The 15,264-nt window shown below is 33.3% G+C and carries 9 protein-coding genes and 2 pseudogenes; all 11 read left to right on the forward strand.

Features of this window, described 5'->3' with window-relative positions; all coding sequences use genetic code 11:
* Window positions 1–174: 174 nt before the first annotated feature.
* The 11 genes and pseudogenes from IHE43_RS04825 to IHE43_RS04875 all read left to right on the forward strand — a co-directional run bounded on the left by IHE43_RS04825 (window position 175) and on the right by IHE43_RS04875 (window position 15,262).
* Window positions 175–1,572 carry a DUF1800 domain-containing protein gene (locus IHE43_RS04825; protein ID WP_192186927.1) on the forward strand — a complete coding sequence of 466 codons (1,398 nt, stop codon included), beginning with the start codon at window positions 175–177 and terminating at the stop codon, window positions 1,570–1,572.
* A gap of 12 nt (window positions 1,573–1,584) precedes the next feature.
* Window positions 1,585–2,751 carry a DUF1501 domain-containing protein gene (locus IHE43_RS04830; RefSeq protein ID WP_192186928.1) on the forward strand — a complete coding sequence of 389 codons (1,167 nt, stop codon included), beginning with the start codon at window positions 1,585–1,587 and terminating at the stop codon, window positions 2,749–2,751.
* 490 nt (window positions 2,752–3,241) lie between these two features.
* Window positions 3,242–4,081: a prephenate dehydratase gene (locus IHE43_RS04835; protein WP_192186929.1), complete on the forward strand. Its 840-nt coding sequence runs from the start codon at window positions 3,242–3,244 to the stop codon at window positions 4,079–4,081.
* An 88-nt stretch (window positions 4,082–4,169) separates the two neighbouring features.
* Entirely contained in the window at window positions 4,170–5,315 is a 1,146-nt protein-coding gene (locus tag IHE43_RS04840) for a pyridoxal phosphate-dependent aminotransferase (RefSeq protein ID WP_192186930.1), read from the forward strand.
* 112 nt (window positions 5,316–5,427) lie between these two features.
* A pseudogene (locus IHE43_RS04845) lies at window positions 5,428–6,287 on the forward strand (prephenate dehydrogenase).
* 12 nt (window positions 6,288–6,299) lie between these two features.
* Complete coding sequence (locus tag IHE43_RS04850) at window positions 6,300–7,382, forward strand: bifunctional 3-deoxy-7-phosphoheptulonate synthase/chorismate mutase type II (RefSeq protein WP_192186931.1); 1,083 nt, start codon at window positions 6,300–6,302, stop codon at window positions 7,380–7,382.
* 300 nt (window positions 7,383–7,682) lie between these two features.
* Window positions 7,683–8,667: pseudogene (gene rsgA / locus IHE43_RS04855) on the forward strand (ribosome small subunit-dependent GTPase A).
* 174 nt (window positions 8,668–8,841) lie between these two features.
* Window positions 8,842–9,294, forward strand: a complete 453-nt coding sequence (gene dtd, locus IHE43_RS04860) for a D-aminoacyl-tRNA deacylase (RefSeq protein ID WP_192186932.1) — start codon at window positions 8,842–8,844, stop codon at window positions 9,292–9,294.
* Window positions 9,295–9,357: 63 nt separating this feature from the next.
* A complete protein-coding gene (locus IHE43_RS04865; protein WP_192186933.1) occupies window positions 9,358–11,265 on the forward strand; it encodes a DUF3857 domain-containing protein in 1,908 nt (635 codons plus the stop codon).
* A gap of 14 nt (window positions 11,266–11,279) precedes the next feature.
* A complete protein-coding gene (locus tag IHE43_RS04870; protein WP_192186934.1) occupies window positions 11,280–13,289 on the forward strand; it encodes a DUF3857 domain-containing protein in 2,010 nt (669 codons plus the stop codon).
* A gap of 2 nt (window positions 13,290–13,291) precedes the next feature.
* Window positions 13,292–15,262: a DUF3857 domain-containing protein gene (locus tag IHE43_RS04875; RefSeq protein WP_225585382.1), complete on the forward strand. Its 1,971-nt coding sequence runs from the start codon at window positions 13,292–13,294 to the stop codon at window positions 15,260–15,262.
* Window positions 15,263–15,264: the final 2 nt, after the last annotated feature.

Below are 15,264 nucleotides of genomic sequence, written 5' to 3' on the forward strand. Positions count from 1 at the left end.
TCAACCGTGGGAGTTCTTTTTTGTGTCATTTTGAAATGTGCAATATCCTTAAAAATCCCTCGTTTAAATTATTATCAAAAACCTTTTCGGAAACTTAGCCCCTTAGCATCTCAGAACCTTCAATTAAACCTTTCAATAAAAACAAAGTCTTATTTCTAAACAAATTCCTGCGTTATGAAAAAAAGCAATCTTTGGTCGTTACGATTGGGTTTCTCCGGTAAAGAAGCCGATAAAATTGAAAAACTAGGATTAGAAAAATTTCTAAAACATTCCTATGATTCAAAGTTTGACACGCAACTTCCTGCTTTTTTAGATGACGATCCCAAAACACTTCTCGAGCTCAAAGCATTGCGCGAATCCATAAAAACTGCGGATTCTGAATTCAAAAAGAAGATTCTCAAAAAAGAAATTTATTCAAACGTAGAATTAAAAAAATGGTGGATTGCCAAAATGCGAAATGACGAATTTCCATTACGGGAGAGTATGGTTTGTTTTTGGCACAATCATTTCGTTTCAACTTCCCAAAAAGTAAAGGTCAATTATTGGATTTACCAACACAATATGATTTTACGGGAACATGCTTTTGGAAATTTCAAGGAATTAACCAGGCAAATTGTAAAATCGAATGCGATGGTAAAATACTTAGATAATGTCGATAATAAAAAGGGTAAATACAATGAAAATCTAAGTCGGGAATTGCTGGAATTATTCACGATCGGAATTGGAAACTATTCTGAAAGTGATATCAAAGAAGGAGCGAGAGCTTTAGCGGGATTAAATTACGGTGATGACGGCGCTGTTTACAGAAAAAATATAGAAGATAATAGCGACAAAACCTATTTCGGTAAAACGGGAAACTGGAAAGCTGATGATTTGGTCGACATTATTTTTGAACAGAAAAATATTCCGTATTTAATTACCCGAAAAATCCTGAAATGGTTTGTTTATGATAATCCGTCAGAAGATTTGGTGACTTATTACGGAGATTATTTTAGAAAAGTAAAGTTTGAAATCCAACCACTGCTGACTAAAATTTTCACAGAAGAATATAAAAAGGACAATTCAGGAACGAAAATTAAAAACCCGCTGGTTTATATTCTACAGCTTTTAGAAGAATTGCATATTGATGATTTAGATGATGCCATGATTTTATTTTTTCTGAAACAACAGGGAATGGATTTGTACAACCAAATAAATGTGAAAGGCTGGGACGGAGGAAATTCCTGGCTGACTTCGCAAATTTATCTGCAACGCAATAACACTTCAGATTTGCTTTGCAGTGGAAGAAGCATCACCAAAAGAGTTTTAAATACAATGAATTCTGAGAATGAAAAAACAAAAACAGAATTCGAAAAAATCAATGTAAAAATTGATTTTGATGCTGATGGAAATAACAAAACCATAATTACTGAATTGTCAGACAGATTGCTGTTTAAAGTAAATGACTCCATGCAAAAAGACATGGAAAATTTACTGAAATACGATTTTGATCTCAAAGATGAGCATGCCAATTTTGCGGTGGCGAGACTCTTTAATTACATCACGAAATTGCCGGAATATCAGTTGATTTAAAAATCTGAAATTATGAACAGAAGAAATTTTCTAACATTGACGGGGACATTCACAGGAGGATTGCTTGTGCTTCCTGATTTTTTGCATGCTTTTGGTTCACAAAACAATTTGATAACCGGCGAGCAATGTATTGTTTTTGTACAACTGAACGGAGGAAATGACGGATTGAATACTTTTATTCCGTACGACAATCCTTTGTATTATGATTTGAGGACTAAAATTGCTTTGAATAAAGATGTAGTTATCGGAAAAAATAAAGGAATGGCATTTCATCCCTCTCTGAAAGATTTTGCTCAAATACAACAAAATGGAGATTTAACCGTAATTCAGAATGTGGGTTATCCAGAACCAATTCGCTCGCATTTCAGAAGTCAGGAAATTTGGCAAACCGCAACCGATTCTAATAAATATATAAATGAAGGCTGGCTGGGAAGATATTTAGATTTGCAATGCAATGGTCATCAGGCTACGGCGGGAATAAATTTAGATTCGATTGATAATTTAGCGTTGAAAGGAATGGAACCCAATTCGATTACGGTAAAAGATCCAAACCGATTTAAAGTGAAGTCAGATAAGGATGAAAATGTAGTATTGTCTGATAATCCACAATTAGATTTTGTTAGAAAAATTGCCAATTCGGTAACAGAAGGTTCTGATGAAATTCAGAAAGCATTGGCAAAATCCAAAACAGAAATCAGTTATCCAAAAACAGGTTTATCTAAAAATCTCGAATGGATCGCCCGATTAATAAAAGGAAATTTGAATTCGAAAGTCTATTACACATCACTGGGAGGTTTTGATACCCACGACAATCAGCTCGCCATTCACGAAAGAAAGTTAACCGATCTGAATGATGCCTTATATAGCTTTTATCAGGATTTAAAACAGGCACAATTAATGCAAAATGTTACAGTTGTTGTATTCTCCGAATTCGGAAGGAGAGTTAGAGACAACGGAAACGGCACAGATCACGGAACTGCAGCGCCAATGTTTATTATTGGAGGAAACAATAAAGGAACCATTTTAGGAAATAATCCAAACTTATCTGACTTAGATAATGGTGATTTAAAATATGAAATTGATTTCAGAAGTGTGTATGCTTCTTTATTAAAAGAAAAAATGAATTTCGATTATTCTAAAATTGGAATTAGGAATAGGCCGGTTTCTGGATTGTTTTAAAAGATAGCCACGAATTGCACGAATTTCCACGAATGTTTTATTCGGATTTAAGCTTTATTTTAAAAGTAAATAATTTGTGCTAATTCGTGAAATTCGTGGCAAAAAATAGTCATGATTTCAATTCAGGAGTAAAACCTCAGTCCCTTAGCAACTCAGAATCTTAGAACCTTCCTCAAAACCAATTGCCTAAATCGCATTTTAAGACCGATTTATTAAATTATCCTACAAAACCAATAGATTTTGTTAAGAAATCCTTTTTTGTTTCATAAAATGCATTATTTTTTTTGGTGCGGTAAAAATAATTTATACATTCGCAGAGAATTTAAATAATAACACAAACAAAATGGCATCTAACCGTTTTTATTTTAGCAACTCTTTTTATTTCTTCTTTAGTAGAAGTAAGGATTGTGCTATGGTTATTTGAGAAATATAAAAGACAAATAAAACTAATATACAATCCTGATGAAAATCAGGATTTTTTTTTGAATATATGACAACTAAAATTGCAATACAAGGTATAAAAGGTTCTTTTCATCATCAGGTAGTGAAGGAGTATTTCTCTGAAAATGTGGCTATTGATGAATGTTTGTCTTTTGAAGAATTAATTGACAGTTTGCTTTCAGGAAAATCGGATCAGGCGGTTATGGCGATTGAGAATTCGATTGCAGGTCCAATTATTCCGAATTATGCATTGATTGACAAGAATAATTTGCACATCATTGGAGAACATTATTTAAGCATCCACCAAAATTTGATGGCTTTGAAAGGTCAGAAAATTGAAGATATAAAAGAAGTTCATTCGCACCCAATGGCAATATTGCAATGTATGGATTTCTTAAAGCAGTATCCAAACATTAAATTGGTTGAAGATAAAGATACGGCGGAAACGGCCAGAAGAATTCAGGAAAAACAATTAACTGGAATCGCAGCAATTGCAAGCAAAACAGCTTCGGAAATGTATGATTTAGAAATTATTGCTCCGGAAATTCAAACGATCAAAAATAATATGACCCGTTTTGTGATCATCAAAAAACAGAATTCATTTTTACCGGAAAGCGAAATCAACAGAGCTTCAATAAAATTTGAATTAGATCACAAAAGAGGAAGCTTGGCAGCGGTTTTGAATGTAATGAGCGACTGCAAACTGAATTTAACAAAAATTCAGTCGCTTCCGAAAATTGAAACACCCTGGAAATATTCATTCTTCGTAGATGTGACATTTGAGAAATACGAAGATTTTGCAAAAGCCAAAACGTTATTAAATATAATGGCAGAATATTTTAAAATTCTGGGAGAATATAAAAACACAAAACCTTTAAGTGAGTCTTAAAGTTGGAAAGTGGAAAGTCATAAAGTCAAAAGTGAAAGCCTAAAGCTTACGGCCTATAGCCTAGAGCATTTTTTAATAAAAAATAGAAATGATTACAACAGCAAAAAGATTAGATACAGTTGAAGAATACTATTTCTCATCAAAATTGAGAGAAGTGCGTCAACTGCAGTCTGAAGGAAAATCTATCATCAATATGGGAATTGGAAGCCCTGATTTGAGTCCGTCGAAAGCAGTAATTGAAGCGGTTGCCGCAGCAATTCAAGATGAAAACGGACATGGTTATCAGAGTTATCAGGGATTGCCGGAATTGAGAAAAGGAATGGCAGATTTTTATCAGAATCAGTTTGGTGTTGAGTTGAATCCGAATAATGAGATTTTGCCTTTGATGGGTTCGAAAGAAGGAATTATGCATATTTCATTAGCTTTTTTAAATGAAGGCGATCACGTTTTAATTCCGAATCCAGGTTATCCAACGTATACTTCGGTAACCAATTTGGTTGGAGCGGTTCCGGTTTATTACGATCTGAAAGAAGTAAATGCCTGGGAACCGGATTTTGAAGCTTTAGAAAAACTGGATCTTTCGAAAGTAAAAATTATGTGGCTGGGATATCCGCACATGCCTACAGGAGCAAGAGGAAGTTTAGCGTTATTTGAAAAATTGGTTGCTTTTGCTAAAAAACACAACATATTATTGGTTAACGATAATCCGTATAGTTTTGTTTTGAATGATAATCCGATGAGTTTATTGCAAGTTGAAGGCGCGAAGGAAGTGGCCTTAGAATTGAATTCATTAAGCAAAACTTTCAACATGGCAGGCTGGAGAGTGGGAATGGTTTTAGGAAATCCTGAAATTATCGATGCGGTGCTGAAAGTAAAAAGTAATATGGACAGCGGAATGTATTACGGAATTCAGAAAGGTGCAATTGCCGCCTTAAATTGTGATAAATCATGGTTTGAAGATCAAAACAAAATTTACAGACGACGTAGAGAATTAACAGAAAAACTAGCAGAAAAACTAGGTTGCAAAGTGTATAAAGAAGGAGTTGGACTTTTTGTCTGGGCAAAATTGCCGGAAGGAATCGAATCTGCAGAAAAGTTCATCGACGAAATATTATACGAGAAACATATTTTTATCACACCGGGAACAATCTTCGGAAGTAATGGTGAAGGATATATCAGATTTTCGTTGTGTGTAAAAGAAGAAAAAGTACAAGAAGCGATTGATAGATTTTAGTAGTAAGATTTTAGAAGGAAGAATCAAGATTTTTATTCAGGTTGTCAGGTTGAGCGATTCCGAGGCTTCGGAAGAAGCTTTTTAGTTGGAATTTGGAATTTAAAGAAATAGTATGAAAGTATACGTAATAGGAATAGGGTTAATAGGGGGGTCGATGGTGCTGGACATCAAAGACCAACATCCGAACGCAACTATTTTTGGGATTGACAGCAACGAGAAACATTTGCAGGAAGCAATTGATTTGGGTGTTATCGATCAGGCAGGAAACTTTGAAGATTTGGCTGAAGCCGATTTTGTAATTGTTTCGGTTCCGGTTGATGTTGCACTGGTCGTTTTGCCAAAAGTATTGGATTTGGTTGGAGATAAAACAATTGTTTTTGAAGTAGGTTCTACTAAAAAGCCAATTTGTGATGCAGTTGGCAGTCATCCGAAAGAAGAAATTTTATAGCAACGCATCCAATTGCAGGAACAGAGTTTTCAGGACCTTCGGCGGCGATAAGAGGTTTGTTTAAAGGAAAGACAAACATTATTTGCGAAGTGGAAAAAACCACTTTTAAATTGCAGGAAAAGGCGTTACAGCTTTTCAGCGAAATTGGAATGAGGATTCGATATATGGATCCGACGTCACACGACAAACACATTGCTTACGTTTCGCATTTGTCGCACATTAGCTCGTTTATGCTTGGAAAAACGGTAATGAACAAAGAAAAAGACGAACAGGATATCTTTGATATGGCGGGAAGTGGATTTGAAAGTACAGTTCGTTTAGCAAAAAGTTCTCCAGCGATGTGGACACCGATTTTTAAGCAAAACAAAGAGCACGTTATTGAAACATTAGAAGAATATATTTCAAATCTCAGTCGGTTTAGGGATTTGCTAAAAGAAGATAATTACAATGCCATTTTTGAAGAAATGGAAAGCACAAATAAAATAAAAGAAATACTAAACGGATTAACAACAACTAAAAAGTAAATTAGAATTAAGATGGAAAATAAGAAAGAAATGAGAAAGTGGTTAGAAGATTTCAATTTAAATCACCCACTTGTGATAGCTGGACCTTGTAGTGCAGAAACGGAAGATCAAGTATTAAAGATTGCTCATGAATTGAAAGATTCAAAAGTTAGTGTATTCAGAGCTGGAATCTGGAAACCAAGAACGCGTCCGGGAGGATTTGAAGGTGTTGGAGAAATTGGTTTAAAATGGTTACAAAAAGCTAAAAAAGAAACTGGTTTATTAATGGGAACTGAAGTTGCGACTGCAGCGCATTGTAAACTGGCTTTAGAACATGATATCGACGTTTTATGGGTTGGTGCACGTACAACTGCAAACCCATTCGCAGTTCAGGAAATTGCTGATACATTAAAAGGAACTGATAAAATCGTTTTGGTTAAAAACCCTGTAAATCCGGATTTAGCTTTATGGTTAGGTGGTGTTGAGCGTTTGCACATGGCTGGAATTGAGAAATTAGGAGTAATTCACAGAGGTTTCTCTACTTACGAGAAAACAAAATACAGAAACATTCCGGAATGGCAAATTGCTATCGAATTGCAAAATAAATTCCCTGATTTACCTTTAATCATCGATCCATCTCACATTACCGGAGATCGTAAAATGATTTTCGAAGTAACACAAGAGGCTTTAGATTTGAATTACGATGGTATGATTATCGAAACGCACTACGATCCGGACAACGCCTGGTCTGATGCTGCTCAACAAGTTACTCCTGATGTTTTGAAACAAATTATTAAAGATTTGACGATCAGAAAAACAGATGACACTACAGATGAGTACAGTTCAAAAATGACTAAATTAAGAGCCAATATCGACGTTTTGGATGCTAACTTATTAGAGTTATTAGGAAAACGTATGAAAGTAGCTGACGAAATTGGTCAGGTGAAAAAAGATGCAAACGTAGCGATTCTTCAAAACAATCGTTGGAATGAAATCTTAGGAAAAATGATTTTAGAAGGTGAGAAAAAAGGTCTTACTGAAGAGTTTGTTTTGAGAATGTTCAAAGCAATCCACCAGGAAAGTATCGGTCACCAGGAAAAAATATTCAACGCATAATATTTTTTAAACCATATAAGTGGTATAAGTCTATTTAAGTTATTTGTAACATTAACTATAAATTTACTTATAACATAGTGGTTGTTTTAAATATAAATCCTCATTTCTTCTTTAGAAGATTTGGGGATTTTTGTTTTATATTACATAGCCCACGGTTTCAACCGTGGGGACGTAAATCAATAATCATAATCTTTATCCACACGTTTAAAACCGTGGGCTATGTTTAAAATTATTCATTTATCTTTGCAAAGATTTAGTTTTCAAATCTGAAATCTAAAATCGTATATCTAAAATTAAAAAATGACAGGACTCGTATATAAATCTACAGGAAGTTGGTATACCGTAAAATCGGAACAAGGCGATTTTATAGAATGCCGTATGAAAGGGAAGTTTAGGATGAAAGGTATAAAAAGTACTAATCCTATTGCTGTAGGCGATATTGTCGATTATGAACTCGAAGAAACTTCAGATGCTGTAACCGGAACTATTTTTAATATTCACGAAAGAAAGAATTACATTGTTCGTAAATCGGTTAACCTTTCGCATCAAATGCATATTATTGCGTCGAATATTGATCGTGTCTTTTTATTGATAACGATTAATAATCCACCCACAACCTTCAATTTTATAGACCGTTTTTTTGGTAACTGCCGAAGCTTATAATATTGAAACTATATTAGTTTTTAATAAGATCGATACTTTTGACGATGCTACGTTAGATGATCAATTGTATATGCAATATGTCTATGAGCAGATTGGTTATAAATGCCTTCGCGTTTCGTCGACTGAAATGAAGGGAATTGAGGAACTGAAAGAAATGATGATTGGTAAAGTAAGTATGTTCTCTGGACATTCCGGTGTGGGAAAATCAACTTTGGTAAATGCTATGGAGCCTTCTTTGCATCTTAAAACCAAAACCATTTCAGAAGCCAGTAAACAAGGTCAGCACACCACTACTTTTGCTGAAATGTATGACTTGTCTTTTAATGCTAAAATTATTGATACCCCGGGAATTAAAGGTTTCGGAATTGTGGATATGGAAAAAGAAGAAATCAGCGGCTATTTTCCTGAGTTTTTCAGACTGAAAGATCAATGTAAATTCAACAATTGTCTGCATAAAGAAGAACCACACTGTGCTATAAAAGCAGCTTTGGAAAAAGACGAAATTTCGTGGACGCGTTACAATAGTTATTTGAAAATTCTTGAAGGCGATGAAGAAAATTATCGTACAGATTCGTATGATGAAGATCGTAAAATTAGCGATGAAACCAGAAACCAGAAATAAATTCCAAAATAAAAATTGCTTCGCCTGTTCGCTAGCGCTCGGGTCCAAATTCCAAACCTATAATAATCATAAACAATAGTTTATTGTAGAGATGCACTGCAGTGCATCTAACAACAGAATTTAAAAATCTTTTTAATCCTGTAATCTGTGGCAAAAACCACATCATTAAAAAACATGAAAATAGTTCTTCAAAGAGTTTCTCAGGCATCTGTAACGGTAGATTCTAAAATTGTTGCCGATATTCATAAAGGACTATTAGTGTTAGTTGGGATTCAAGATTCCGATACCCGGGAAGACATCGATTGGCTGGTTGGAAAAATCATTAAAATGAGAATTTTTGGCGATGAAAATGACGTCATGAATTGCTCGGTTCAGGATATTGACGGCGATATCATTGTAGTAAGTCAGTTTACACTTCACGCTTCTACAAAAAAAGGAAACCGCCCTTCGTATATAAAAGCTTCAAAGCCAGAGTTTGCGATTCCGATGTATGAGAACTTCGTAAAATCTTTAGAAAAAGATTTTAATAAAAAAGTACAGACCGGAATTTTTGGTGCAGATATGAAAGTCAGTCTGTTGAATGACGGCCCGGTTACGATTTTAATTGACAGCAAAAACAGGGAATAAAAATTCATAAACAAATGTTAAGGATTTCTAAAAATAATATATATTTGGAGAAATTCCCTACTAATGAAAAAACCTTTTTTTGCGTTATTTTTTTTGTTATTTTCCTTTATTTCTTCTGCTCAAAAGAACAATTATTCTGTTTTAACTCTTACTGATAGTTTAAAGGCTAATGCCGATGCTGTGGTGCGCTTGGATCAAATGGATATAGTCATTGCTTCGCAAAGAGCTATGAACATTAAAACACAAAGAATTGTAACGGTTTTTAATGAAACAGGGTTGAGTGACATCGAAGCCTATCAGGGATATGATAAATCCACTTCGGTAAAAAATATTGAAGCGATTGTTTATGATGCTTTTGGGAATGAAATCAAGAAAATTAAACGTAAAGATTTTAAAGACCAAAGTGCAGTTAGCGGGAGCACCCTCTTCTCAGATAATCGTGTAATTTTTTTAGAATATACTCCGGTTTCTTATCCTTTTACCATTGTTTACAATAGTGAGATTGAAAGTTCAAATACAGCCTTTTTACCACAATGGTATTTCTTAGGAGGCTATTCTGTAAGTATTGAGAAATGCGTTTTAAATGTTACTTATCCAAATAATCTCGGATTTAAAAAGAAAGAATTTCAATTTACCGGTTATAATATCAAAAAAACTTTAGATACGGACACACAATTAAGCTATGTTGCGAACAATATTTTAGCTCAGAAACCTGAAAATTTAAGCCCTTCCGGGAGAGATCTTTTTCCAAGAGTTATCATGGGTCTGGAGAATTTTCATTTAGAAGGTGTTGACGGAACGGCTAAAACCTGGGAAGCATTTGGTAAATGGTACAGTGACAAAATTCTAACCGGAACTACTGATTTATCTGAAGAAACTAAAGCGAAAATAAAAGCATTAGTAGGTGATGAAAAAGACCCAATAAAGAAAGCAAAAATCATTTATGACTATGTTCAGAAAAAATCAAGATATGTAAATATTGCTGTTGGTATTGGAGGATGGAAACCAATGCTTGCAGCAGATGTTGATCGTTTAGGATATGGAGATTGTAAAGCATTGTCAAATTACACCAAAGCACTTTTACAGGCTGTTGATGTTCCTTCCTATAACACTATTTTGTATGGCGATACCTATAAATCGAACATCCAGTCTGATTTTGTTTCGATGCAGGGAAACCATATGATCCTGGCAATCCCAAATGGGGATAATTATACTTTTCTGGAATGTACCAGCCAGGATGATCCTTTTGGTTATCAGGGAACTTTTACAGACGATAGAGACGTTTTAGTTGTTAAACCGGAAGGTGGTGTAATTGTAAGAACTAAAATATATGAGGACAAAGGTAACAGGCAAATTGATAAAGGAATTTATACTATTGATGAAAACGGTAATTTTTCGGGTTCAATTTCGATAATTTCAGAAGGTTCTCAGTATAATTCTAAACAAAGACTAGAAAGTAGTCAGCCTACAGAAAAAGAAAAATATTATAAGAAGTATTGGGATCATATCAATAATCTGAAATTAGGTAAAATAAATTTTACTAACGATAAGCAAAGCATTCGTTTTACTGAGGATATTCAAATTAGTGCAATGAACTATGCTCCAATTTCGGCTAATAAAATGATTTTTGCTGTCGATGCATTTAATCAAAATGCCGAAAATGTAAGACGGATCAGAAATAGAAAAAATCCTTTTGAGATTCAGCGTGGTTATTTGGATACAGATGAAATTGAAATTAATTTACCAGCTGGTTTTGCTATTGAGTTTTTGCCTTCAAACTATGAATTGAAGGGGAAATTTGGAGAATACAAAACTGAAATCATCAAAAAAGAAAATAACAAACTGCTTTACAAACGCTCTATGCTCGTAAATAAAGGTAAATATTCGAATAAGGAATACGATGAATATCGCCTTTTTATGGAACAAGTATCGAGAAACGATAACGCTAAAATTATCCTTACCAAAAACTAACCAAAAACCAACCAATGAAATCTATCAAACTTTTTAGTCTATCTGTTCTCTTACTGTTTTTTTCGAAAGTAACAGCACAGGAATTTAAATTAGGAAAGGTATCCATTGCTGAATTAGAGCAAAAAGTGCATCCAAAAGATTCAGCAGCAGTTGCAGCTGTTTTGTATAAAAAGGGAAAATCAAGAATCGAATATGATCAAACTGACGGATTTGTGGTTTTGACCGATGTTGAAACCCGAATAAAAATATATAAAAAAGAAGGTTATAATTGGGCAAATCATAGTGTTTGGTATTTTAATACCTCAAATTTGACTGAAAAAGTGTTTTTTACTGATGCATATACTTATAATTTGGTTAATGGTAAAATTGAAAAAACTAAACTAAAGAGTGAAGGAACTTTTGACGAAGTATTAGATAAGGTAAGAGGTCAAAAAAAGATCACTATGCCTAACGTAAAAGAAGGTTCAGTTGTAGAATTTAAATATTCTGTAAAAAGTCCTTCCAGAATGATCAGAGAATGGAATTTTCAATCCAGTATTCCGGTAAATTATTCAGAATTCAGTACTTATATTCCTGAATATTATGTTTTTAATCCAAGACAAAAAGGATATATTTTTCCTAAAGTTACAGCCACAAAAAACAATAAATCAATTACTCTTACAAGTAAGGAAAGATCTGAAGGACGAGTGATAAGAACGGAGTATTCTACTGAAAAAGTGGAGTATATAGAGAGTCAAAATACTTATATAGCTCAAGATTTTCCCGCTATGAAAGACGAAGCTTTTGTGAATAATATGGATAATTATGTCTCTAGTATAGAGCATGAATTAGCGATGGTTAAATTTCCCAATGAACCATTAAAACCATATTCTACAGATTGGAATTCGGTTGCGAAAACAATTTACGATTACGATACTTTTGGACCGGAACTAAATAAGACGGGTTATTTTGAAGATGACCTGGAAGTGTTGTTAGCCGGAAAAAACACACCTGAAGAAAAAATATTGGCTATTTTAAATCATGTGAAATCAAATGTAAAATGGAACAAGTATACTGGTTACGATTGCGATTTGGGCGTTAAGAAGGCTTATAAAGAAAAAACAGGAAATATTGGGGATATCAATTTAATGCTAACTGCAATGTTGCGCTTTGCAGGTTTAAATGCAGATCCTGTTTTGGTTAGTACACGCTCTAACGGAATTTCATTATTTCCCAATAGAAATGCTTTCAATTATGTAATTGCAGCTGTTGAAACTCCAACGGGATATGTTCTTTTAGATGCATCTGATAAATTTTCAATTCCAAATGTTTTGCCGGTTCACTGTTTAAATTGGTACGGAAGATTAATTCGTAAAGATGGAAGTTCTGAAGAAATTGATTTGATGCCTAAAAAACCATCCCTTGATACCGTTTTTATGAATTATACTATTGATGCTGATGGTAAAATTACTGGTAAAACAAGAAGACAATGTACAGATTATAATGCATTAGTTACAAGAGATAATATTGATGGCGTTAAAGAAGAAACTTATTTGGAAAGGTTGGAGAATGAAAATAATAAAATTGAAATTAGCGAATATTCCAGAACTAATGAAAAGGAAATTTTATTACCAATGATAGAATCGTATTCTTTTACCGGAAACGATTTGTGTGAAGTTATTGGAGGAAAAATTTATGTAAATCCTATGTTGTTTTTTACAGAAAGCCAAAATCCATTTAAGCAGGAAATCAGAGAATATCCGGTGGATTTTAAATACCCTTTTGCTGATAAATACAATATTATTATTAAAATACCTGAGGGATTTGCAGTAGAAACACTCCCAGCACCTGCAGTAATTGCGATGGCAGATGATTTAGGTACTTTTAAGTTCAATATTGCGTCAAACGATGGAACGTTGCAATTGATGATATCAAATCAAATTAATGAAGCCATTATTTCTACAGAGAAATACGAAATGCTAAAAGAATATTACAAAGGAATGGTTGCAAAAGAAACCGAGAAAATAGTTTTAAAAAGAATTTAAAAATGGGATTACGTTTAATGGTTGTCTCCGCTTTATTGGTTTTGGGGGCTTCAAAAGTCAATGCTCAAAATTATGAGTTGGGGAAAGTTACAATTGCTGAATTACAAGAAAAATCGAATGCAAAAGATACAGCGGCTCCGGCCGCTATTTTATTTAAAAAAGGAAGAACCTTTTTTACCTATACTGAAGGAAAAGGACTTGTTATTAATAATGTCTATGAATTCAGGATTAAAATTTATAAAAAAGAAGGATTAAAATGGGCAAATCAGGAAGTTTCTTATTATGTAGGATATGAGAATCTGAATGATGATACTGTGAATTTTTCTAACGCAGCAACATACAATCTTGAAAATGGAGAAATTGTAAAAACGAAACTGAATAGTGAGGGAAGTTTCAAAAATAAAATAAACAATTATTGGAACAAGGCGACTATCACCTTACCAAATGTTAAAGTAGGTTCTATTATAGAATTTAAGTATGTCTTGAAATCAGAAAATATAGTGAAGCTACCTGATTTTGATTTTCAATATACTATTCCGGTCAGTTATTTCGAGTATAAAACAGAGATTCCCGAGTTTTTTATTTATAAATCTTTGCTTATCGGAAATTTAAAAATAGAAACAAAAGCAGAATTAGTTTTAAGTAGTCAGGTCTTTGCAAGAGGTTATAAACAGATTAATAGTTTTTATACTTCAAAAGATATTCCGGCACTTAATGAGGAAAGATTTGTTGATAATATAAATAATTATAAAGGGTCAATTCAAAACGAATTAGAAAAAGAAAGATATCCTGATAAGCCAGGTATTGATTATACAAAAACATGGGAAGGCGTAGCTACTTCAATCTATAAGAATAAGGATTTTGGAGGAGAACTTAAACAAAAAGATTATTTTTTAGAAGATATAAAAGAGATCTTGCAGAAAACAGATTCTAAAAAAGAACGGTTAAACTTGATTTTTCAGTTTGTTCAAAATAGAATGAACTGGACGGGAAAAAGGGGGTACTTTGTAGATAAAGGTGTAAAAAAAGCCTATGAAGAAAAGTCAGGAAATGTTGCTGAAATAAATTTTATTTTGATTTCGATGCTTAAAGCAGCCGGAATCGACGTAAATCCTGTTTTAGCGAGTACAGTTGAAAATGGTGTTCCGGTATTTCCAAATAGAACTGTTTTTAATTATGTCATTGGTGCTGCCGAAATTGAGGGACAGAAAATTTTGATGGATGCTTCAAATAAGTTTACAACGCCTAATATTTTGCCATTAAATCTTTTAAACTGGAAAGGCAGGCTTATCAAAGAAGATGGTTCTTCTCAAGAAATTGATATGATTCCTAAAATAGCTTCAAAAGAAAATTATACAATAACAGCAAGTATAAATCCTGATCTTGGTGAGATTGACGGAAGGTTGCGAATCAAGAAAACAGATTATGATGCTTTTCGTTTTAGAGAAATAAATTCAAATAGTAATGAGAATTCTTATCTCGAAAAATTAGAGAATGATTTAGGAAAAATTGAAATCGAAGACTATAAGATCGAGAATAAAATCGGAGATTTATCAAAACCAGTTCAGGAAGAATTTAATTTTAAGGCCAGACACTCTTATGATATTATTGGTGGGAAAATATTTTTAAGACCAATACTTTTTTTTACTGATGTCATTAATCCGTTTAAGCAAGAAAAAAGACAAATGCCTATTTATTTTGGGTATCCAAGTCAGGAGACTTATAACGTATTTTTAGATATTCCAGATGGTTTTGTTGTTGAATCGCTTCCAAAGCCAATGCGAATTGTAACAGAAAACAGAGATGCATCTTATACAATGAATATGATTTCTGAAGAAAACAAAGTCCATATTCAGGTTGTTAAGGAAATAAACAAATATATTTTTGCTACGGATGATTATGATATGCTCAAAGAGTTTTTTCAAAATATAATTGTGAGTCAAAATGAAAAAATAGTTTTAAAAAGAATCTAAAC

This window comes from Flavobacterium sp. MDT1-60 (genome assembly GCF_014844035.1).
Lineage (GTDB): Bacteria > Bacteroidota > Bacteroidia > Flavobacteriales > Flavobacteriaceae > Flavobacterium.

Bases quoted from the DNA above. Each gene is read 5' to 3' on its own strand.
- IHE43_RS04825 (WP_192186927.1), top strand. From the start codon at position 175: ATGAAAAAAAGCAATCTTTGGTCGTTACGATTGGGTTTCTCCGGTAAA.
- IHE43_RS04830 (WP_192186928.1), top strand. From the start codon at position 1,585: ATGAACAGAAGAAATTTTCTAACATTGACGGGGACATTCACAGGAGGA.
- IHE43_RS04835 (WP_192186929.1), top strand. From the start codon at position 3,242: ATGACAACTAAAATTGCAATACAAGGTATAAAAGGTTCTTTTCATCAT.
- IHE43_RS04840 (WP_192186930.1), top strand. From the start codon at position 4,170: ATGATTACAACAGCAAAAAGATTAGATACAGTTGAAGAATACTATTTC.
- IHE43_RS04850 (WP_192186931.1), top strand. From the start codon at position 6,300: ATGGAAAATAAGAAAGAAATGAGAAAGTGGTTAGAAGATTTCAATTTA.
- dtd (WP_192186932.1), top strand. From the start codon at position 8,842: ATGAAAATAGTTCTTCAAAGAGTTTCTCAGGCATCTGTAACGGTAGAT.
- IHE43_RS04865 (WP_192186933.1), top strand. From the start codon at position 9,358: ATGAAAAAACCTTTTTTTGCGTTATTTTTTTTGTTATTTTCCTTTATT.
- IHE43_RS04870 (WP_192186934.1), top strand. From the start codon at position 11,280: ATGAAATCTATCAAACTTTTTAGTCTATCTGTTCTCTTACTGTTTTTT.
- IHE43_RS04875 (WP_225585382.1), top strand. From the start codon at position 13,292: ATGGGATTACGTTTAATGGTTGTCTCCGCTTTATTGGTTTTGGGGGCT.